Origin of the sequence: Tardiphaga sp. 862_B3_N4_1, from assembly GCF_051811085.1 — a bacterium.
Lineage (GTDB): Bacteria > Pseudomonadota > Alphaproteobacteria > Rhizobiales > Xanthobacteraceae > Tardiphaga > Tardiphaga robiniae.
Genome location: NZ_JBPWQB010000002.1, coordinates 2202604 through 2223811, shown reverse-complemented (window position 1 = coordinate 2223811; position 21208 = coordinate 2202604). Strand labels below are relative to the sequence as shown.

General features: G+C 60.1%; 21 protein-coding genes and 1 pseudogene. 13 read left to right on the top strand and 9 right to left on the bottom strand.

Annotated elements, in window-relative coordinates:
• Positions 1 to 9: 9 nt before the first annotated feature.
• Genes trbK-alt through AB8B02_RS27695 form a run of 6 tightly spaced genes read left to right on the top strand, consistent with a single transcriptional unit; the run spans position 10 to position 4848 of the window.
• The gene (gene trbK-alt / locus AB8B02_RS27720; protein WP_439065728.1) at positions 10 to 306 is read left to right on the top strand and encodes a putative entry exclusion protein TrbK-alt; all 297 of its coding nucleotides are present in this window, start codon (positions 10 to 12) and stop codon (positions 304 to 306) included.
• Between the two features lie 2 nt (positions 307 to 308).
• Positions 309 to 1667, top strand: a complete 1359-nt coding sequence (gene trbL, locus AB8B02_RS27715) for a P-type conjugative transfer protein TrbL (protein WP_439065727.1) — start codon at positions 309 to 311, stop codon at positions 1665 to 1667.
• Complete coding sequence (gene trbF / locus AB8B02_RS27710) at positions 1667 to 2350, top strand: conjugal transfer protein TrbF (RefSeq protein WP_394083159.1); 684 nt, start codon at positions 1667 to 1669, stop codon at positions 2348 to 2350. Before trbL ends, trbF begins: the two co-directional genes overlap by 1 nt.
• Positions 2347 to 3375 (top strand): P-type conjugative transfer protein TrbG, encoded by a 1029-nt coding sequence (gene trbG / locus AB8B02_RS27705; RefSeq protein WP_394083157.1) that lies wholly within the window; start codon positions 2347 to 2349, stop codon positions 3373 to 3375. The genes trbF and trbG overlap by 4 nt, the downstream gene beginning before the upstream one ends.
• Positions 3372 to 4583, top strand: coding sequence for a TrbI/VirB10 family protein (locus AB8B02_RS27700; protein WP_394083155.1), 1212 nt, complete (start codon positions 3372 to 3374; stop codon positions 4581 to 4583). Before trbG ends, AB8B02_RS27700 begins: the two co-directional genes overlap by 4 nt.
• A 1-nt stretch (position 4584) precedes the next feature.
• Positions 4585 to 4848, top strand: coding sequence for a DUF2274 domain-containing protein (locus AB8B02_RS27695; RefSeq protein WP_394083153.1), 264 nt, complete (start codon positions 4585 to 4587; stop codon positions 4846 to 4848).
• Here AB8B02_RS27695 and AB8B02_RS27690 read toward each other — a convergent pair.
• Both AB8B02_RS27690 and AB8B02_RS27685 read right to left on the bottom strand, forming a co-directional pair.
• The gene (locus AB8B02_RS27690) at positions 4757 to 5761 is read right to left on the bottom strand and encodes a LysR family transcriptional regulator (RefSeq protein WP_394083151.1); all 1005 of its coding nucleotides are present in this window, start codon (positions 5759 to 5761) and stop codon (positions 4757 to 4759) included. The genes AB8B02_RS27695 and AB8B02_RS27690 overlap by 92 nt on opposite strands.
• Before the next feature lie 23 nt (positions 5762 to 5784).
• On the bottom strand, positions 5785 to 7299 hold the full coding sequence (locus AB8B02_RS27685; protein WP_439065726.1) for an FAD-dependent oxidoreductase: 1515 nt from the start codon (positions 7297 to 7299) through the stop codon (positions 5785 to 5787).
• A gap of 17 nt (positions 7300 to 7316) precedes the next feature.
• On the opposite strand from AB8B02_RS27685, the gene AB8B02_RS27680 reads away from it, so the two are divergent.
• Entirely contained in the window at positions 7317 to 7832 is a 516-nt protein-coding gene (locus AB8B02_RS27680) for a MarR family winged helix-turn-helix transcriptional regulator (RefSeq protein ID WP_439065725.1), read from the top strand.
• Between the two features lie 104 nt (positions 7833 to 7936).
• On the opposite strand, the gene AB8B02_RS27675 is transcribed toward AB8B02_RS27680, so the two are convergent.
• Entirely contained in the window at positions 7937 to 8890 is a 954-nt protein-coding gene (locus AB8B02_RS27675) for a quinone oxidoreductase family protein (RefSeq protein ID WP_394083145.1), read from the bottom strand.
• A gap of 209 nt (positions 8891 to 9099) precedes the next feature.
• Between AB8B02_RS27675 and AB8B02_RS27670 the strand changes: the two genes are divergently transcribed.
• The 3 genes from AB8B02_RS27670 to AB8B02_RS27660 all read left to right on the top strand — a co-directional run bounded on the left by AB8B02_RS27670 (position 9100) and on the right by AB8B02_RS27660 (position 13355).
• Positions 9100 to 10395, top strand: a complete 1296-nt coding sequence (locus AB8B02_RS27670) for an MFS transporter (protein ID WP_439065724.1) — start codon at positions 9100 to 9102, stop codon at positions 10393 to 10395.
• 211 nt (positions 10396 to 10606) lie between these two features.
• On the top strand, positions 10607 to 11782 hold the full coding sequence (locus tag AB8B02_RS27665; RefSeq protein ID WP_439065953.1) for a patatin-like phospholipase family protein: 1176 nt from the start codon (positions 10607 to 10609) through the stop codon (positions 11780 to 11782).
• 250 nt (positions 11783 to 12032) lie between these two features.
• On the top strand, positions 12033 to 13355 hold the full coding sequence (locus tag AB8B02_RS27660) for an MFS transporter (RefSeq protein WP_439065723.1): 1323 nt from the start codon (positions 12033 to 12035) through the stop codon (positions 13353 to 13355).
• A gap of 96 nt (positions 13356 to 13451) precedes the next feature.
• Here AB8B02_RS27660 and AB8B02_RS27655 read toward each other — a convergent pair whose 3' ends face one another.
• Both AB8B02_RS27655 and AB8B02_RS27650 read right to left on the bottom strand, forming a co-directional pair.
• A complete protein-coding gene (locus tag AB8B02_RS27655) occupies positions 13452 to 13790 on the bottom strand; it encodes a MarR family winged helix-turn-helix transcriptional regulator (RefSeq protein WP_394083845.1) in 339 nt (112 codons plus the stop codon).
• Positions 13791 to 13944: 154 nt separating this feature from the next.
• Entirely contained in the window at positions 13945 to 15459 is a 1515-nt protein-coding gene (locus tag AB8B02_RS27650; RefSeq protein WP_439065722.1) for an FAD-dependent monooxygenase, read from the bottom strand.
• A 476-nt stretch (positions 15460 to 15935) separates the two neighbouring features.
• On the opposite strand from AB8B02_RS27650, the gene AB8B02_RS27645 reads away from it, so the two are divergent.
• From AB8B02_RS27645 to AB8B02_RS27635, 3 genes and pseudogenes are all read left to right on the top strand, one after another.
• Positions 15936 to 17027, top strand: a complete 1092-nt coding sequence (locus tag AB8B02_RS27645) for a lipocalin family protein (protein WP_439065721.1) — start codon at positions 15936 to 15938, stop codon at positions 17025 to 17027.
• Between the two features lie 288 nt (positions 17028 to 17315).
• Positions 17316 to 17546: a DNA-binding protein gene (locus tag AB8B02_RS27640; RefSeq protein WP_439065720.1), complete on the top strand. Its 231-nt coding sequence runs from the start codon at positions 17316 to 17318 to the stop codon at positions 17544 to 17546.
• Positions 17547 to 17650: 104 nt separating this feature from the next.
• Positions 17651 to 17815: pseudogene (locus tag AB8B02_RS27635) on the top strand (JAB domain-containing protein); the annotation flags it as partial.
• A gap of 15 nt (positions 17816 to 17830) precedes the next feature.
• Here the strand turns inward: AB8B02_RS27635 and AB8B02_RS27630 are convergent.
• The 4 genes from AB8B02_RS27630 to AB8B02_RS27615 form a co-directional block, all read right to left on the bottom strand.
• Positions 17831 to 18526: a tetratricopeptide repeat protein gene (locus AB8B02_RS27630; RefSeq protein WP_439065719.1), complete on the bottom strand. Its 696-nt coding sequence runs from the start codon at positions 18524 to 18526 to the stop codon at positions 17831 to 17833.
• 159 nt (positions 18527 to 18685) lie between these two features.
• On the bottom strand, positions 18686 to 19336 hold the full coding sequence (locus AB8B02_RS27625) for an AprI/Inh family metalloprotease inhibitor (protein WP_439065952.1): 651 nt from the start codon (positions 19334 to 19336) through the stop codon (positions 18686 to 18688).
• Between the two features lie 56 nt (positions 19337 to 19392).
• Entirely contained in the window at positions 19393 to 20376 is a 984-nt protein-coding gene (locus tag AB8B02_RS27620; protein ID WP_089266316.1) for a 2-hydroxyacid dehydrogenase, read from the bottom strand.
• Complete coding sequence (locus tag AB8B02_RS27615; RefSeq protein WP_439065951.1) at positions 20376 to 21152, bottom strand: ABC transporter permease; 777 nt, start codon at positions 21150 to 21152, stop codon at positions 20376 to 20378. Before AB8B02_RS27615 ends, AB8B02_RS27620 begins: the two co-directional genes overlap by 1 nt.
• Positions 21153 to 21208: the final 56 nt, after the last annotated feature.

Genomic DNA, 21208 nt, shown 5'->3' with positions numbered 1-21208 from the left:
GAATCCACCATGGACGGCAAGATGCTCGCTCGCCTCGGCGCCGTCGTCTTTGTCGCAGTCGCGATCACCGCGACCGCGATCGAGATGACCCGCAAGGAAGAAGTCCCGGCGCCAGCCTCCACCCGGCAACTTCAGCCGTCCACCCCCGATCCACTGCGCGCCGGTCAACGCCGCTGCCAGCAGCTCGGTGAAGCCGCGACCCGCGACGCCGAATGCCTGGGCATCTGGGCCGAAAGCCGTGATCGCTTCCTCGGAACCCCGTCGCCAGTCACACCGGCCGCTCCCCATCAGGACGAAGGACAATAATCATGGGCGGTACCGGCGTCATCGACCAGTTTCTTCAGGTCTTCACCAGCTACATCGACTCAGGGTTCGGCCTGCTCGGCGGCGAGGTCGCCTTCATCGCCACCACGCTGATCGTCATCGACGTGACGCTGGCCGCTCTGTTCTGGTCGTGGGGCGCCGATGACGACATCATTGCCCGGCTGGTGAAAAAGACCCTGTTCGTCGGCGTCTTCGCCTACCTGATTTCCAACTGGAACAATCTGGCGAAGATCGTCTTCGACAGCTTTGCCGGCCTCGGCCTCAAGGGTTCCGGCACCAGCTTCACCACGGCCGATCTGCTCCGCCCCGGCAAGGTCGCCCAGACCGGCCTCGACGCCGGACGGCCGCTGCTGGAGTCGATCTCCGGCCTGATGGGCTACTGGGCCTTTTTCGAGAACTTCATCCAGATCGCCTGCCTCCTGTTTGCCTGGGCGCTGGTGTTGCTCGCCTTCTTCATCCTGGCCGTCCAGCTCTTCGTCACACTGATCGAGTTCAAGCTGACGACGCTCGCCGGCTTTGTCCTCATTCCCTTCGGCCTGTTCGGCAAGTCCGCCTTCATGGCCGAGAAGGTCCTCGGGAACGTCATTTCCTCCGGCATCAAAGTGCTCGTCCTCGCCGTCATCATAGGCATCGGCTCGACCCTGTTCGGCCAGTTCACCGCAGGCTTCGGCGGCGCAACGCCGACCATCGACGACGCCATGGCCATCGTGCTGGCGGCGCTTTCCCTCCTCGGTCTCGGTATTTTCGGCCCCGGCATCGCCAACGGCCTTGTCTCCGGCGGTCCCCAGCTCGGCGCCGGCGCCGCTGTCGGAACCGGCCTCGCCGTCGGTGGTGCAGCCATGGCGGCAGGCGGCGCGGCAGGTCTCGCTATGAAGGGTGGTGCCGCGGCTTTGTCCGGTGGCGCGGCCGCCGTTCGCGGGGGCGCCGCCGCTGCCGGCGGAGCCTCTACCGCCTATGGCCTCGCCTCTGCTGGTCAGTCCGGCGCGAGCGGTGTCGCTTCCGGCCTTGGCGGCGTGGCGAAGGCAGCGGGCAGCGCAGCCGTATCGCCACTGAAGCACGCAGCCTCGAAAGCCGCTGAGAGCGTCAAATCCAGCTTCTCGGGCGGCGCGAAATCCGCCTTCGAGACCACCGGCGGCTCCTCGACCATGGGAACGGTCGGCGGCGAGGCCGAAGCCGCTGCCCCGACATCTCCCGCCGCCCCGCACGGCCCGCCTGACTGGGCCAAACGGATGAAGCGCTCGCAGGGCCTGTCCCACGGCGTTTCCGCCGCCGCCCATGCGGTGCGCTCCGGCGACAGCCACGGCGGCGGCTCTTCCATCAACCTTTCTGAAAGTGACCGCTGATGTTCAAACGACCCGCCACCCATTACGGCAAGACGCCCGAACCCGAGACCCCTTACCAACGCGCCGGACAAGTCTGGGACGAGCGCGTCGGCTCCGCCCGCGTCCAGGCGAAGAACTGGCGATATATGGCCTTCGGTTCGCTGATCCTGTCTGCCGGCTTCGCCGCCGCCCTCGTCTGGCAGTCGGCGCGCGGCACCATCGTCCCCTGGGTGGTGCAAGTCGACCGTCTCGGCCAGTCGCAGGCGATCGCGCCCGCGGTTGCCGACTATCGCCCGACCGATCCCCAGGTCGCCTGGCACCTGGCCCGCTTTGTCGAACAGGTCCGCTCGATCCCGGCCGACGCCATCATCGTGCGCCAGAACTGGCTGCGCGCCTATGACTTCACGACCGATCGAGGCGCGATGGCGCTCAACGATTACGCCCGTACCAACGACCCTTTCACCAAGGTCGGCAAGCAGCAGATAGCCGTCGACGTCTCCAGCGTGATCCGAGCCTCGCCGGACTCGTTCCGCGTCGCCTGGGTGCAACGCACCTATCAGGACGGCTCACTGGCCTCGACCGAACGCTGGACCGCCATCCTCACCATTGTCGTGCAGTCGCCCCGCGACGCCGAAAAACTCCGGGCCAATCCGCTCGGCATCTACGTCAACGCAATCAACTGGTCGAAGGAGCTGGGGCAATGAGCCGGCAGACGATGAACCCTGCCGGACTTCCGGCTTTCCGCAAAACCGCCATTCTGGCCGTGCTGCTGGCGACGACAGCGCTGGCCGGCTGCGCCACCATGAAGAAGCCGCCGGAAATCTCTTACGACGATGCCGCGCCCGCTGTGCAGACCGTCGATCCGGCCTCGCCGGTAAGAGTGGTCGAACTGCCGCGTCCGCTGCCGCTACCTGGACAGATGAAGCCGGTCGAGGAGTCCCGCCGCGCACCTGAGCCGACCGATCCGGCTGCCCGCGTCAATCAGGCCAATGCCGCCGCCCGCATCCAGCCAGTGCGCGACGGCTTCATCAACGCCATGCAGGTCTATCCCTATACTGGCGGCGCTCTCTATCAGGTCTATACCGCCGTCGGCCAGATCACCGACATCGCGTTGCAGCCCGGCGAACAGCTTGTGGGGTCAGGCCCGGTCGCCGCCGGCGACACCGTGCGCTGGATCATTGGCGACACCGAAAGCGGCTCCGGCGCGACGCGCCAGATCCACATCCTCGTCAAACCCACCCGCGCCGAGCTGATGACCAATCTCGTCATCAACACCAACCTGCGCACCTATCACATGGAACTGCGCTCGACCGAGCGCACCTATATGGCGTCGGTCTCCTGGCAGTATCCGCAGGACCAGCTCATTGCGCTGCGACGCCAGAATGTTGAAGCCCAGGCCCAGCAGCCCGTCGCGACCGGCGTCGATCTCGCCAATGTCAATTTCCGCTACGCCATCGAAGGTGACCGCGCGCCCTGGCGGCCGCTGCGCGCCTATGACGACGGGCGGCAGGTGTTCATCGAATTCCCGCGCGGCATTGGCCAGGGCGAGATGCCGCCGCTGTTCGTCGTTGGCCCGGAGGGCAATACCTCGGAACTGGTGAACTACCGTGTCAGCGGCCGCCACATGATCGTCGACCGCCTGTTCGCCGCTGGTGAGCTTCGCCTCGGTTCCGGCAATTCCCAGAAGCGCGTCCGCATCACCCGCACCGATGGGAGGCCTGCATCGTGAGTGAAGAAGAATCCCGAAAAGAGGACGTGGACGCGCCGCTGGTCGGAGCGCCGGGCGAACCGGCGGCGCCCATGCGTCTGCGCGCGGAAGCCCCACGCGTCACCCGCCTGTCGCGCAAGGTGCTGGCGGGCCTCGGGCTCGTCGCCAGCCTCGGTGTCGGCGGTGCGCTGATCTATGCACTCCAGACCCGCGATCCCGGCACCGGCAATGAGGAACTCTATTCCACCGACAACCGCGCCACGGCCGACGGCATCGCCGGCCTGCCGAGGGACTATACCGGCCCTGTCCTGGGACAGCCGCTCCCCGGTGATCTCGGGCGTCCCATCCTCGATGCGCAGAACAGAGGCCAGGCCGTGCCGGTCCCCGGCATGGCGGTTCCCGATCCGGGCCTCAGCGCCGAGGAGCAACGACGGATTCAGGAGCTGGAGGCAGCGAGGACCGCGCGGCTGTTCGCCTCGACGGAAACGCGGACGACGACATCCGCTGTCACGGCTGGCGACAACCATTCGCCTGCGCCACCGTCGCTGGCTAGTCTCGGACTAGGCCCGCAGCCTTCCACACCCAACGCCCAGGATCGCCAGCTCGCCTTCCTCAATGCCGCGGTCGACCGGCGCACCGTGTCGCCGGATCGGATCGCCGCACCTGTATCGCCTAACGTCCTGCAGGCGGGCTCCATCATCTCGGCCGCGCTGATCACCGGCATCCGTTCGGATCTTCCCGGCCAGATCACCGCCCAGGTGACGGAAAACATCTATGACAGCCCTACGGGCCGCATTCTGCTTGTGCCGCAGGGCACGCGCATCATCGGCGAATACGACAACGGCGTCGGCTTCGGACAGCGCCGCGTGCTGCTGGTGTGGAACCGCCTGATCCTGCCCAATGGCAAGTCCATCGTGCTGGAACGCCAGCCGGGCGCCGATGCCGAAGGCTATGCCGGTCTCGAGGATGGTGTCGACTATCACTGGTGGGACCTGGCCAAGGCCGCCGCTCTTTCGACCCTGCTCGGCGTCGGCGCAGAACTCGCCACCGACGACAATGACCGTCTGGTCAGCGCCATCCGCGATGGCGCGCAGGACACCATCAACGACGCCGGCCAGCAGATCGTCCGCCGTCAGCTCAATGTCCAGCCGACGCTCACGATCCGACAGGGTTTTCCGGTCCGCGTGGTTGTGACCCGCGATTTAGTCCTCGAACCTTACGGAGGCTGACATGACCAAGCTGAAACTTGGACCGATCACCGAAGACAAGCCGGTCAAGATCACAATCGATCTACCCGGCAGCCTGCATCGCGATCTGGTCGCCTACGCCGAAGCCCTGGCTAGAGAGATCGACCAACCGGCGACCGATCCGAAGCGGCTGATCGTGCCGATGCTGGAACGATTCATTGCGACGGATCGGGGGTTCGCGAAACTTCGCCGTGCGCCGGAACACGCTTCACGCCCTGTGAAGCATCCGTCAGACCCTTCGCAATGACGCACTCCCCACAGCTTTTCGAGATGACCTTCGCCAGGCTCAGAAACCGCCGGAAGGCGGGGTTGTCGTTGCGGGGCGACCAGACCGCGCAGAAGGGCAGGATCTCGCCTGCGAGCGGGCGATACACAACACCGGGGAATTGCGCGGCAACGGTCGCTTCGCTGGTCAGCGTCAGGCTGTGTCCACCGGCAACGATCTGCATCAGGGTGTCGCGATAGACCGCATGATGCTGGATGTCAGGGCTATAGCTAGGCTCGGAAAGATGCTTCACCAGATAATCGTGGATTTCCGGCCCCGACTGCGCCTCGCTGACAATGAATGCCTGGCCCCGAAGGTCGCTCCACTTGATTTCCGCCTTACCGGCGAATTCGTGTGCGATCGACATAGCCACATAGATCCGCTCGTTCCACAGATGCGTAACATCGCACCCCTCGACCGCAGGCGTGCCGGTCAAGAAGGCGACATCCAACCGATTCTGCTGGATCGCCGGAATGTGTTCGGAAGCGTCACCTTCGATATAGTCGATCCTCACCTCTGCATGGTCAGCACCGTAGGCATCTAGCAGTGTGGCAATAAAGCCCGATGCCATTGAGGACATCAGGCCTATTCGAACGATCCCCGCCTGCCCTCGCCCGACCATGCCAACCTCTTGCGCAGCATAAGTGAGTTGGTTCAACGCTCGGCGCGCTCTTCTTATGAACCGTTCGCCCGCAATAGTGAGGCTGACGCCGCCATGCCCTCGAAGGAACAGGGCAGCGCCAATCTCGTCTTCCAAGTCGCGGATTCGACGGCTGACAGTGGATGGCTGGACATTGAGCGCCCTAGCCGCACGCCGGACACTCCCAAGCTCCGCCATTGCGATGACGTAGCGCAAATGGCGGATTTCAAATCTGGGAGCCTTTGCGTCGTCCATAGCGCCTCGCATCGCGGATCAGCTCAGTACGGGAAGCCGTCGGTGCCTGTTAGTCCCACCTCCGTGAAGAACGTTTGTAGTGCGGCAGCCTCGTCTGCGGTCACTATCGCGGCGACATAGCCGTCAGGTCGGACCAGCACCCATTCGCCGGATGCCAATTTGTACGCATCGCGGAAATGACTACCCACGTCCTGTAGCTCGCAGCCGGCTCCGACCCTGTGAATGTGCAACCCACGTCGCGGCTCGATAATATCGCGCTCTGTCTCGAAACCGATGAGCGTCCAGTGCGAGCCGCTGAACAGCTCGAAGAGGCGTCGGGAACATCCGGCCGCGCCACGAAGCGGTGCGTCAGGCGCCCGATCTCCTGCAAGCAGGGTGCCGACGCGACCGGAAGGATCAAGCGCAAGCGGCGACTGGGGATACCCTATGTCGAGCTGGCGCACCTCACGACCGCGCCGCATCTCTCCTCGTTTTGCGGCCTCGAGAAGGCCGGTCGCAAGCCCTAACATCGCTTGGGCGATCGGCCGCCGCTCGTTTTCATAGCTGTCAAGCAGACGTTCCGAAGCACCATTGAGCACTGCCGCCAGCTTCCAGCCCAAATTGTAGGCGTCCTGCACGCTGGTATTGAGGCCCTGGCCGCCAGTGGGCGGATGGATGTGGGCGGCGTCGCCGACGAGGAGCGCGTGGCCGACCCGGTAGCGATCGGCAAGCCGGGCATTCATGAAATAAGCCGACGCCCAGGTCACCGATTGAACCTTCACGTCATTGCACGCGGTTCGCTCGGCGATCACTCGCTCGATCCCTTCGGCCGAGAGGTCGACTTCACCGTCCAGCGGCACGGGCGCCTGGATCTGGAACAGATCGGTTCCGGCGAGCGGGCAGATCGAGACCATACGCTCCATGTCGCCGTCGTTGAACTGATGCCAGGCCCCGCGGTCGAGGCCGGTCAGCGCCACGTCCGCCACTACTGCCCTCACACCGAGCGTCTTCCCGGGGAAATCTACACCGAGGGCACCCCGCACAAAGCTTCGGCCGCCGTCAGCTCCGACGAGGTAACGGCTGCGCACGATCTCTTCGCCGGCTGGTCCCACCAGGTGCGCCGTAACGCCTTCCTCGCCCTGCTCGAAGCCGATCAGTTCGCATCCGAATTCGACCTCTCGACCAAACTCCGCCAGCCGATCGCGCAGCACCCGTTCCGTCAGAAACTGCGGAACCATCAGCGCGATTTGATAGGGCTCTGCCGGCGTTGGATCGTCCTGCTCGGCCATATCCTTTTCGACATAGGTGCCATCATTCCGATACTCGCGCATCCGCGGATAGGTGCCGCCTGCCGCGACGATCCGGTCGATGATACCGAGGTCCTCGAAGACTTCCTGGGTTCGTGGCTGAATGCCCTTGCCGCGCGAACCTGAAAATGGCTGAGCCATCTTCTCGATCAGGCGGAACGGCACGCCGCGCCGCGCCAGGTCGATAGCCAGTGTCAGACCGGCGGCGCCGGCACCGCAGATCAGCACCGCCGTAGTGTTTTCATCTTCCATTACCGCCTCCAATGTGTATGATGCACATATCATCAGGAGGCTTAGGCGTGTCAATAAAAAAAGTGCAAAATGCACATATCAAGAAGTCACTGCCCGAGTTGCACCGGTCGCTCATTGACATTGCCGGGCTCATGAACCGCCCTGAGCGGGATGCGCAATTGCTGGAAATGGCCGGCCTTACGCTGGAGCGTGCGCTGTTTCCTCTTCTCGTGTCGATCGAGCGGCGGGGACCGATCGGCGTTGTCGAACTCTCCGACGGGGTTGGGCGCGACTACACCACGGTCAGTCGCCAGGTTGCACGTCTGGAGGCGCTCGGCCTCGTCGAGCGCCGCTCAGGCGCGACTGACAAGCGAGTGCGCGAGGCGGTCATTACACCGCGAGGGAAGGCTGCGACCGATGCAGTCGATGTCGCGCGGGAAAAAATGGTGCTGACCCTGTTTCAGGATTGGACGCGCGAAGACTTCGACGAGCTACTGCGGGTCATGCGGATGCTCGCCGACAGCATGGGTGCCGAGCCAGTTCTCGAACGTTGAAAATGACGCGAGAGGGCTGACGGATAGGGTGCAGCCAGCTCTGGCACGAGTGCCTCATTTCGCTACGCTCAACGCTTGCCTACGCGCTCAGTCGGACTCGGCCGTCAGACAGTGAATACAGTGCGGTTCTTGCTGTCGTCCGCATTCCACGCCTGGCTCCCGCCCGAAAGAGCGGCCGACTTGAATGCGATCTTGAAGTTTCCAGGCAGCACCGCTCGCAACAAGGCTGTCACCGCGCCGAGATGACGCTCAAGCGAAATGCTACCATGGCCGCTGCCCATGAGTTCAATTGGAGATGATCTCAGAACGGCGCTAGGCAGCGTGATATCCGCGCCGCTGACGGAGCCGATCTGAACGAAGCGGATCGGGATTGCATCCGGCCCGGCCTTGGCACCCGCGATCAGCAGGCGCTCTGCGCTAGGCCCCCAAAGATAGTCCACGACCACGTCGATTCTCTCTGCGAATTGTTCGATGAACCTTTGCTCAAGCGCGTCTCCATCTGCGACCAGTGGAATGGTCACATCAGCGCCCAGTGCAGCAACGTCGCGAAGAGCTGCTTGATCGCGGCCGGTCGCAATGACCTTTGCTGCGCCCATATGCTTGGCGATCTGAACGGCGAGCCTCCCTGCGGTCCCGGTAGCGCCGTTAACGAGAACAGTCTCGCCAGCCTTGAGGTTCGCGCGCTCCGCATAGGCGACCCAGGACGACATGCCGGGGTTGGCGATTGCCGCGGCCGTCAGGTCGTCAAGTTCGGGCGGTAAGGGAAGGCATTGGGCTGCGGAGACGACGGTCCGTTCGGCCATGCTGCCGAAGGGGGGCCGCGGCAGGACAAAATAAACTCTGCGGCCATCATCCAGCAGGCCTACCCCGTCAATGCCCGCGACAAACGGGAGCATCCTCGACGAGCTGTAATGGCCACCCGAGGCCCGGCTCTTGACCAACTGGCTCATCGCAGCGGCCTTCACGGCGACCCGCACCTCGTCCGGTCCGACGATCGGATCGGCAAAATCCATATAAATCGGCGACTGCCCGATTTTTTGAACAACCAAAGCCTTCATAGCGCTTCCCTCATCCATTGCGTGCACGATGCACATATAAGGGATGGAAAATAACGTCAACATAAATGTGTATTATGCACTTTTCTGTTGACGACCTTCATCTATCGTCGTTATGTGCATACTACACATTGATCAGGTGATGACAAATCCCTGCGCAGCGAATTTGGTCATCCGCGACGCATGTCCGGTCAACAGCAAGGAGTCGCGAGATGAACGTCGGCGCATCAATAGTAGGGAACGATAAGGCAACGCCAAGACTTGATTGGCGAGTGATGCTGCCGGTCTTCCTGGTCGTCAGTCTCTACGCAGCAAGTGCTGCCGCCGTTTTGCCAATCCTGCCTTTCTACCTCAAAGAAATGGGCGGAACGCCGCTCATCTTCGGTATTGTGATAGCCACGGAAGCTCTCACGCAGTTTGTGGCGGCGCCTCTTGTCGGTCAGCTTTCTGACCGCTTGGGACGAAAGAAGATCCTGCTGTCAACTCAGGCGGCTGCTTTCACCAGCCTCCTACTGCTCGCTCTAGCAAAGGCCGTGTTCCCGGTCCTGCTGGCGCGCATATTGTTCGGCTTCACAGCAGGGACTTTCACCGCTGCTGCCGCCTACGCCGCAGACCACAGTTTCCCGGCCAACCGCCGCCAGGCAATCGGCATTCTACATGCCGGTGTCGGGCTCGGTGGCATCGTCGGAGCGAGCCTGTCAGGCTATCTGTCCGGAATCTCGCTGACCGTTCCAATTTACGCCGCTATGGCGCTGTCGGCGGCCAGCCTCGCCGTGACAGCTATCTGGATCAAGGGCAGTTATGCGGCGTCCCACCGCTTCGATGAGTCGGCTCCAAACGAGGCTTCCCTCGGTAAGGTCTCATTCAGATCGATCGTCAGTTCTCCTTTGATCCGCGTACTTGTGATCGTACTTCTCTGCTACTTCTTTGCCTATGGCATGTATAGCTCTCAGATCGCCAATTACCTCCAGGCAACCTTTGTCAGTGAGGGCAATTCATTCGGACCTCGCGAACTCGGTTACATCTTGGCCGCGGACGGTGCTATCAACATCATCGTCCAGTTGTTCCTGCTGCAATGGCTCGGGCGGTACTTCACGGAACGTCGGCTGATCGTTCTCATATGCGCCATTGTGGCCATCGGCTACATCACTGTCGGCTTTGCGATGACGCTTCCGGTTCTCGTCTTTGCCATCCTTTGCGTAAGTGCCGGTGACGCTTTGGCCCGCCCCACCTTCTTCTCGGCGCTTTCCGTCCATGCCCCGCAGGAACGGCAGGGCATCGTCATCGGAACGACCCAGGCACTGATTGCTATGACGGATGTCATGTCTCCCGTTCTGGCCGGCTTTCTCATTGGTCAGGCGCTGTACGGGGTTTGGACGGGCGGGATTCTCGCGTTCGTTGCAATCGCAGGGACAATCGCCTGGACGCGACTTCCGCAGACCGACCCTGAGGTAGTAGCAGGAGCGAGCCGTTCCAACGATCAAATGCCTCGAAACGCCGATGACTGAGGGCGACGGCAAGAGACGTCCCGCCGGTGAACCCTCGGCAATGCAAGATCATCCGGCATCTGCCCAGCGAAAACGATCGAACTCTGCTGGCGGGGCGCATTCAGTGACAAGCCAAATTCCGATTGAGTGCGCCAAGGCTGATATCCTGCCCTCGCCCGACATAGCTACGGCTTCTGCTGCCCAATATATCTCGCGCTCCTTGGCGGGCTTGATGTCTCCCAGAATTGCTCTAGGAACGATCCGCCGTTCAGTCTGCACAGTCACGTTTCTCCTTTTCGTTGCAATGATCCTGTCGGGATGCACCCAGACGTTGGAGCGCGCTTCCGATGCGCAAGAGGCCAATAATGCGTTCGTTGTCGGTTATGGCGAGATCCGCGCCCAGCGGTTTGCGTCCCGCAACGAAACCCTCACGAAGCATCGCGACTGGGCACTTACAGCGCAGTCCGATCAGCAAAACATCCTGATGATTTCCGGCGGGGGCGCCGGAGGCGCTTTCGGTGTCGGCGTCCTCGCGGGCTGGACTGCCTCGAAAACACGCCCACACTTTGATGTCGTAACCGGCGTCAGCACGGGTGCACTGATCGCGCCATACGCGTTTCTCGGCACCGCCTACGACGACACATTGGTGCATCTTTATACCGGCGGCGTCGCTCAAGACCTCGTCGCGATCAATGGTCCGTTCGGAGTGTTCGGATCGAGTCTGCTCAAATCCGGGCCGCTGAAGAGACTCGTCGATCAATTCATCACGCCAGATGTCCTCAACGAAATTGCTGTCGAGCATCGCAAGGGCCGCCGACTGTTCGTCCTCACGACGAACCTAGATACTCAACGCGGCGTGATCTGGAACATGGGCGCCATCGCTGCAAGCGGAAACCCCGATGCGCTGAATCTGTTTCGAGATGTCATCGTTGCTTCTTCAAGTGTTCCGGGCGTCTACCCGCCCGTTATGATCCAAGCCGCGTCCAATGGCCGACATTTCCAGGAAATGCACTCGGATGGAGGCTCGACCTCGCAGATCCTGACTCCCCCGCTCCTCACCGCAAGCGCCCATCCTGCAAAAACGTCCATCCGACTACAAATCAATCTCTACGTCATCGTCAACAACGCACTCATACCGGAGTTTAACGTCACGCCGAACAGAACGGTATCCGCTCTCGGGAGAGCTTACTCGACTTTCCTTAAGTCCCAAGCACAGAGCGAATTGACTGCTCTTTACAACTACGCCAGTCGAACTGGGGCACGTTTGCAAGTAGGATCGATCGAAGCTCAAGTTCCCTATTCGATGCTCAATCCGCTTGATGGCAGTTATATGCAAGCGGTGTACAAGCTCGGATACGATCGGATCACTTCAGGAACCTTGTGGAAGAACACGCCGATTTTTCGCTGATGCTGTGGCATTAGCCAGTGCACCAATGGCTTCCTCACCGCGGGTCGCTGTCGCTCGCCGGGTTCTCGTAAATTCTCATTCGGCAGCCAGACGTGACGTCATTGCGACCAATTGTTGTTCGGTGAGACTACGGCAGTCCATCCGAAGAATGCGATAGCGTAGTCAAATAATGTGCATCATACACTTTTATCATTGACACGGCCTCGCCTCTGCCAACTATGTGCATAATGCACATAGAGGTAGACTCAGGATGACAAACGAAACTGATGCACGGAGTCCGACAGAGACAAGGACTGTCCTGCTGCCGATTTTCGCGGTCGTCGTCGTGGACACCGCCAGTGCTGGCCTTATCTTGCCCCTCCTGCCATTTTATGCGCAGGAGTTTGGTGCCACTCCGCTCATGATCGGTCTATTGATCGCAAGCTTCGCCATCTGCGAACTGTTTGCAGGGCCGATCCTGGGGAAGGCGTCTGACCGATACGGCCGCAAGCGTCTTCTACTGATCAGCCAAATCGGCACATGCGCGAGCTTTCTTATCCTCGCCTCAGCGCATAGTCTTCCCATTGTTTTTGCCGGACGCATCGTGGACGGTTTGTCCGCGGGCAACGTTGCGATCGCCATCGCTTACGTCTCGGATCGGAGCGAACCCGGAAAACGGCGCCAAGCTATCGGCGTCGTGAGCGCGGCGATGGGTTTAGGCACCATGATTGGGCCGGCCCTTGGTGGCATGCTCGCTCCAATCGGACCCGCCGTGCCTTTTTGGCTAGCTGCGGCCGTCTCTTGTGCCAGCATCGTATTGACCTGCGCTCTCCTCCCTGCTGACGTTCGCACTTCGTCCGGCGCCCGGGTCTGGAGCCGCGTCTTTGGGACGGGGCAACCGTCGGCAGCTCAATCGCATTTCGACGAACAAGCTGACGTCGTGGGGGCAGCCATTACCCCGTTGCCATCGAAAAGATTCTTTCGTGAGATCAGCGACCTAGTTAAGCTGCCAAATGTGAAGGCGCTTCTGACCGCAATCGCTTTGTTGTATATGGCGTTCAGCTTGTTCAGTTCGCAACTCGCTCTTGTGCTTCAAGCGCGATACCATTGGGGCGGCGAATCCTTTGGCCCGACAGAAATCGGGCTCCTATTCACTGCCGCCGGCGCAACAAACATTCTGATTCAGATTGTGGTGATGCGCGCCATTGGCTCGACTTTCCACGAGAGGACGGTCGCCGTAGCTTCGTTCGCCTTGCTTGCGTCCGGTTTCGTCCTCATCGGTTTCGGCAATACGATCCCTGGGCTGGCAGTTGGAGTTCTTGCGATCGCCTCCGGCGTAGGGCTGGCAAGACCCACACTCTTCGCAGCGCTAAGCCTTGCGGTGCCGCCCACCTCGCAGGGCGTTGCGATGGGGATGGCTCAGTCGCTTGCCTCCCTCATCAATATCATAGCGCCCATCGCGGGTGGGCTTTTGATCCAGCAGCAAAACTTCATAGGCTGGGCCGTGGCCCTCACCGCCATCGCACTGACTGGATTGGGCGCGGTTGGGCTACTCTCTATGTTCCCCAAAAAGTCTGCTTCCGAAAGAGTGTGATGAGACATCTGCAGGTTTTCGCGGACCGAATTAACCCGCAGTCGCCGAGCTTGGAGATCAGACCTGCTCGGCCGACACTACGACACGACACTTACCTCAGCTTCGATCATCGTCTCGAATGTTTGCATACATCCGCCTAAGAAAAGATAGTAAAACATTGACGTCCTCCGGCGAAAATCCCGCAAGGGAACGGTTGTTGCCTTTCTGAAGTAAATGTTTACTCTGTGGCAAAATCTCGTGAGCTGCGGGCGTCAGGTCAATTCGCTGTATGCGTCTATTCGAACTAAGCGGAGTTCGAGTTATGAAACCGTCTCGTTCAAGTCGCGCAAGCGTTTGGGCCATGGAAGGTTGTTCAACGTGGAGCAACCTCGCGAGATCTGCCTGTGTAGAAGCCTCGCCGGTCTTCAGCGCTGTTAACACGGGGAGGCTTCCCATCCCCAAGTTAAGAGGCCGTAGCTCAGCTTCTGCCAAGCGCGTCAGTTCCTGCGCCACCCGCTTGATATAAAAGGATGGCGACTGTCTGGGATCTATGTCGTCCATAGTGTGCCTGCCGCCGCCTTCCCATCTCCAATATTCGCCCGTTCGCTCATCAGCCCAACCACCTCTCCATCGCATCAGCCAGTGAGGCGCTAGTTGATGGCTCGCCCTCTGCCTCAACCCAAGCGACGTAGCCGTCCGGCCGAACGAATGCCGCCGCCAATGCTGGAATTGAGCCAAGCACAGGAAGGTGCCAGTTCAGCGAGTTGCCGTCGACGTCGGGGCTGACTTCGAAGTGGTCGACCGCCGAGATCCAGCGGTCTGGTACGACTGTTCCCTTCGTTTGATTAAAACTCAGCAAAAGCGGGCGCGCTGAGTGCATCAGCGTAAATGTATCCTGCTTCCCATGGTCCGTAAGCAGGGAAAGATTCGGCATGCGTCGTCCTACGAGGGGATGCAGATCCGCGCCCCATGGATACCGGAGCGCAAGACCGCTCAACGTCCCTGCCATCCCACGCATCACTTCCGGTATGTCGAGCCACATTCCAACGACGTTGCGCAATGCGTCGATCTGATGTCCAGGCTTGATGAGCGCCGTCTGCGCTCTCGCCAACTCCAGCACCCGCTCCGCGACCGGATGGCGCTCCTGATGATATGTATCGAGCAAAGGCTCGGCCGACGCGCCAGCTACAACTGCACCGAGTTTCCAACCCAAATTCACCGCGTCCTGGATCCCGAGATTGAGGCCTTGGCCGCCAATTGGCGAGTGCGTATGCGCGGCATCTCCCGCGAGGAAGACTCGTCCGTGACGGTACTGATCTACCTGTCTGCAACCATCCGCGAACCTCGACATCCAACGAGCCTTGAGCAAGCCGTAGTCGGTACCGAGACCTTCGAGCATAGCTTGACGTAACTCGTCCAACGTGACCGGCGCGTTCCGATCGTTCGGAGCGGCGAGTTTCATCAAGCTGACGCGATACCAATCTGGCTCCGCGCGCGAGACTTGGTAGGTTCCGATCCGTGTATTCCGCCCAAACGATTCACGTTCGTTGGGAGGATTACCAAGCTGAACATCGGCGACGATCCAGTGGGAAACTGGGTCATCTCCAGGGAAGGCCAACCCGCAGATTCGCCGCACGGCGCTATGACCACCGTCACATCCGACAACATACTGTGCCCTCAGCGCTCTCGCCTCGCCCCCATCGTCGACGATGAGATCCACGCCGAACGTGTCCTGAGCAAGGTGCAAAAGCTCCGTCGACCATCTGATGGGCACCCCAAGCTCCTCGACGCGTTCTCCCAATATCCGTTCGGTTTCAGACTGCGGCAGGATAAGAGCATCCGGCCAGTCCGGATCCACCTCTTTCGGCATCATGGGAAGACCCGAAAACAGCACGGCTGGAAGTTGGCGTCCCCGCTCGAGAAATCGTTGGGCCAAATTTCGCTGGCCGAATATCTCCATTGTGCGAGCATTGATGCCGGGAGCGCGTGACTCGCCAAAAGTGCCCGTGGAGCGCTGTTCGATCACCGTGACATCGGCACCTCCCAAACTCAACTCGGCGGCCAGCATCAGGCCCGTGGGGCCCGCGCCAACGACGATCACCTGCGAACTAGATCTTTCATCCATTTGACAATCCAAGGCTTGAACAAAGTTCATCATAGGTACCTATGATATGCAGCTATGTAAAGTCTCCTGAAATGTTTTCCGGCGGCGCGTCCCTCGCCTTTCTATCGCGAGACCAAAATGGCTGGCCTTAGCCATCGTGTCCTGCACTCGCGCTCCCGACAGGGTGCTGACCAACGGCAATTTGCCGACCGGTGCCGAGAAGATCGCCTCGATGCGGGCCCGCCGCCGCAATAGACTCGCATTGGCTTCGCGACCGAGGGACGCAATGCAGTTCTGAGGCACGGGTATCCACGACAATCTCGCCGACAAGGCCAATAAGCGTGGCGCCCCGGTCTGAAGGTTCGGCAGCGCTGAGCGCCGCCAGACTCGGCGCTGATGTTACAACTCAGGCTTCGCCTCGTTCATCCCGCCTGCATAATCGCCAGAATAATGTGCATTATACACATTTTTAGTTGACGCCACCGACTCCAAATTATATGCATATTACATATTTCGGCATAAAGATCATTTTACCGGAGCAACTGCTTTGCAGCGCCGCCAAGCGGGGCTCGGAGCCGCTCGCCCAGCACGTGAAGCAGAAAGGTAAGCATGTGACCGTACCGCTCCTTACAGCAAATCTGGCTACGCAGACGGGTGCCATTCCAACAAGCGTCGACATCGTCGCTGATCTGGCACACAAACCCGGATACACGCTCAACTCGTGGTTTGCTATCGGCCACTTCGAGTCTCAGGGACATACGCTCAACTACTTGGTCCACCTGTTCGCACTCAGCATCCGGGGGATCACTGTTGGCGTGGACAGCGCGGTAAGCATCACCGATGAGACTACAGGCTGGTATGGCGTGCAGCATGGCTTTCACTCGATTTTTCGCGCGAAAGCCAGCTCGGATCGGCTGCTTGTCAGAACGCCGAACAGTTTGATTTCGGGAACGCTGGACGAATTGCGTATTCGTGCACAGATCAAGGGCGCCAGCATCGATGTGACCCTTAGGGCCGTCGGTCATCCGCTCTACAATAAGGGGACGGCGCGGTTCGACATGCTGGGCATGGACGTCTACCAGTACTCCATCCCGACGCTGGAAACGACAGGCCGTCTGCTCGTGGATGGTCGTGAATTCCCGGCCTCGGGTATGAGTTGGTTCGACCGGCAATGGCAAAAGCAACCGCTTGGCCCGCCGCGCGGCAAGTGGACTTGGATGGACCTCAACCTCAGCAACGGTTGGCGGATCAGCCTTTGGGATGCCGCTGGCCTGGACGGCAAGTCAGACGCATGGGTGACTGTGATTGACGAAAGCGGCAAGCATAGGGTTGCCGAGTTGGTCCCGCTCGTCGACGACGCCTGTGACTACTGGGTCAGCCCGCAGTCCGGCTCCCGCTTCCCGACCAGATGGCGGGTGAAAGTGCGTGCGCTCGACATGGATCTTCAGGTGGTTGCGAAGCCGCGTGAGCAAGAGGTCAGGGGCATGCACGCGCGCTATGAAGGCGCTAGCTCGGTCAGCGGCACCGTGCGCAACGAGAAGGTCAGCGGCTACTGTTACGTCGAGATGGTCGGCGATTGGCAGGCCTGAGGGTCGATCTAGCCACTAAGTAACTCAGTGGCTAGATCGAATGTCCAGAAAATGAGCCGTTGAACACAGTCTCGGCTAGGAAGCCTTCAGGTTATGAGCCTGAAAGCAAAGCCGTCTGCCTAATGAAGAAGTGCGTTGCAACGCTGGTTAGCGCTGCCGAGAGACGGCAAACCCTCCGTTTTTTAACCTACGCTAGCCCTTCTCCCTACTACGACATTTACCCCCTTCCCTGGCGGACGTGACCGAGTGTTCATTAATGTGTCAACACGTTAATGGAGGACATTCAACATGATCGATCAGACGTATCTCACACCCGAAGAGGTCGCTGAACGCTATCGAGGCACAGTTAGCATTGGTACACTGCGAAACTGGCGATCCATGAGAATTGGTCCCGCTTACGTGAAGGTGGGCAAGTCGGTTCTCTATCCGGTCAACCAACTTGAGATTTGGGATCAGACGAATATCGTGAAGTGCCGTGCGTCAAAACGACTCGGAAGGAGAGGGGGGGATCAACGATGATAGATGGAGGGGTCGGCAAAACCTCCGATCCCAAAAACCTACCCCTGCGGATTTAGAATTTCAAAATTGCATAACATTTTCAAATACATAATTTATAAGCTAGAGTGGTGCACAATCATCCTTCCGGCGACCCGACACCGTCGCAGGCCGATGTGCAGATGACCAAGGCGGTGATCGATGTTGCCGCACCGCTCGGCATCGCGGTGCATGATCACATCATCGTCGGCAAACATGGGCATGCGAGTTTGAAGGGCCTGAAGCTGATCTAAGGCCAATCAGAACACTTAGTTCTTGGTGGTTTTGACGTACTCTTCTGCTGCTCGAATACCACTCTTTGCCTTGAGTGTTAAAGCAGTTGTCCGCGGCTTCCATTCGGACACCAGTTTTTCTGCGTTCCTGAGTTCTTGTTCGGACAACAGTGCAGCCATCTCATTCACATTTTTCGCGGGCGCCAGCTTCGAGAGCTTGAAATACGCATACGACAAAGACAGATCCTTTGGCGTTCCTTTTCCGGCAGAATACAAACGGGACAAACCAAAGAGTGCACCGGGATATCCCTGATCGCCCGCCCTTTTCCACCATTTGAGCGCTTCTTCTGAATTTCCTCGCCTGTCGTACAGATTAGCGACATCGTGCTGCGCAAGCGCGTAGCCGGCTTCGGCAGAAACGAGCTCATATTTCAAAGCTTGATCCGAGTCAGACTCCACGATGCCTGCGCCTTGCCCGTCATAGTAACAACCAAGCTTATAGGCTCCCAACGGGTCGTTCAACGCAGCCGATTTTTGAAACCACTCAAAGGCCTGCCCGCGATCCTGTTGAGTGCCGATGCCATTATTATACATCATGCCCACGTGATATTGCGCCTCTGCATCTCCCTTGTTCGCCAATGCGACCATTGCATTAAAGGTGTCAGCGTCATTTGCACTGGCAGGCATTGAGAAAAATAAAAGGCACGAAAAAGCCAAGGCGAAAAATTTCATCTCACCCTCCAATCGGGTTTGAACCATTTCATCTTGGTCATTCACAACGGAAATAGGTTCGAAGAAGCTGATTTGAACCAGACGGATTGATGCGTAGCGCGCAATCCAGGCAACGACCTCTCCTCGTCGTCCCCGCAAAAGCGGGCGCGGAGCGACCTCCTACTGCCGCAGCAGGATGAGCGGGTCGGCACTATCCGGCACGCGGCGCCACTGAGCGTTGTCGTCGGCTTCGAAATGCCAAGTCTCGCCCGATGCCGACATCATCAGCAATTCGCCCCGTTCGAGGCGCCACTGTTTGGGATTGAAATTCGCCACCAGGGGTTCACAGCGCGGCTTCAGGAAGACGGCGAAATTATCCTGGGTCGTCTCGGTATTGGTCAGCGTCAAACCGCAGACCACGCGGCCGCTGCCGCGCACCATGGACCAGTCGCCGATCATCTGGTCCATCGACTTGGTCAGCGAGCGGGCTGCAGCGAGATTCTGCAGGATATAGACGCCTTCGCCGGTACGAATGCCTTCAAAGATGCCGCTCTCGACCTCGGTGAAATCGATCACGGCTTCGCCCGTCGGATTCTGCAGCCGAACGATATCGAGCCCCTTGATGTTCCAGGCTGCGATATCCTTGGTGAAAGGCAGCGCCTTCGCGCAATCCGGTTCGAGTTCGAGCTTCAGCCCCTGTGGCGACGTGTCGTTCTTCAGCGTCACCACGCAGGTCTTGCTGCGCTCGGTGGTGGAGAGCTCCCACTGCCCGATCATGTTTTTCCGAAGGGTGGCAGCATCCTGGGCTCGCGCCGGGGCGCCGGCGAGCATCGCGCCGGCAACTGCCAGCGCAAAATATCGACAGCGCCCCGACGCGAGTCTCACGATCAGCGTCCCTTTATCGGCGTTTCCGCAATCGGCGTCGTCGGCGCCTTGCCGGCGAACCAGAGTTTGAGGTTGTCGACCACAAGCTGATCCATCGCGTTGCGCGTCACCACCGACGCCGAGCCGACATGCGGCAACAGCACGACGTTCTGCATCGACTTCAGCTCGTCCGGCACTTTGGGCTCCTGCGCAAACACGTCGAGGCCCGCGGCCAGAATGGTGCCCGATTTGAGCGCCGCAATCAGTGCGGGCTCGTCGATCACCGAACCGCGTGCGATATTGATGATGATACCGCGCGGACCGAGCGCCTGCATGACTTCCGCATTGACCAGGTTGGCCGTCGACGGTCCGCCCGGTGTGATGACGATCAGCGTATCCACCGCCTTCGCCATCTCGATCAGGTTCGGATAATGCTTGTGCGAGACGCCAGCGGCGGGGTTGCGGGAGTGATAAACCACCGGCACCAGCGACGCGTCGAGACGGCGCGCGATGGCCTGACCGATCCGGCCCATGCCCACCATGCCGACCTTGCGGTCGCGCAGCGAGCCGACCGTGAGCGGATAAGGCTGCGTCAGCCACAGGCCCGAACGGACATATTTGTCCGCCTTGATGAATTCGCGGGCAGTCGCAATGAACAGGCCGAGCGCCGTATCGGCGACTTCCTCGGTCAGCACGTCCGGCGTGTTGGTGACGAGAATGTTGTTCTCGGCGGCATATTTCGCGTCGATGTGGTCGTAGCCGACGCCGAACGAGGAGATGATCTCGACCTTGGGATATTTCGCCAGCACGGCGCTGTTGGTTGGCACCAGGCCGGTCACGGCAATGCCACGGATTTTCTCGGCGACGCCCGCCGGCAGCCGTTCGAGATCGTGCTGGGTTTCATATTTATGCAATACGAACTGATCCGAGAAACCGTTATTGATCAGCGGCTTCGTCGGTCCATAGATCAGCAGGTCGATTTTGTCCGAAGAGATTCCCGTCCCCATTATTTTTCCTTTCGCAGTGCACTCTCATGCCAGCGCCGCAACAATCCGTGGGATACCAGCGCGAGCAGCATATAAATCACAATCCCCGCAACGGACAGCAACAATAACGCAGCGAACATTCGGGGAATATTGAGGCGATAGCTGGATTCCGAAATGCGATAGGCGAGGCCTGAACCAGCACCCGCCGCACCTGCAGCGATTTCCGCCGCCACCGCGCCGATCAGCGACAATCCGCCCGCAATGCGCAATCCACCAAGAATGAACGGCAGTGCCGCCGGAAGCTTCAGATAGCGCAGCACCTGCCAACGCGATGCGCGGTAGAGCTGAAACAGACCGGCCAGATTGCGATCCACCGAATTGAGGCCGAGCGTCGTATTGGCCAGCACCGGAAAGAACGCGACGATCCAGGCGCAGACGACGACAGCCGTCTGCTGCGGTAGATAGATCAGCATCAAGGGCGCAATGGCGATGACGGGTGTCACCTGCAGCACGATGGCATAGGGCAGCAGCGAATATTCCAGCCATTTGGACTGGTTGAACAACAGCGCCAATGCGATGCCGCCGACAGCTGCGGCAATGAAACCTTCGAGCGCGGTCAGAAGCGTCACGCCGAGGGATTCAGACAGGATCGACCAATCGGCGATCAACGTCTGAAAGACGAGCAAGGGGCCGGGCAACAGATAGGGCGGGATTTCGCCGATCCGAACGACAAGATCCCACAGCACGATGCCCCCAATAAACACGACGACGGGCCAGAGGATGCGCTGCCACGGCATGCTGCTGCCGGGCATTGCCGAACCGCGATCGACCGTGGGCAGTGGCTCCAGCCCTT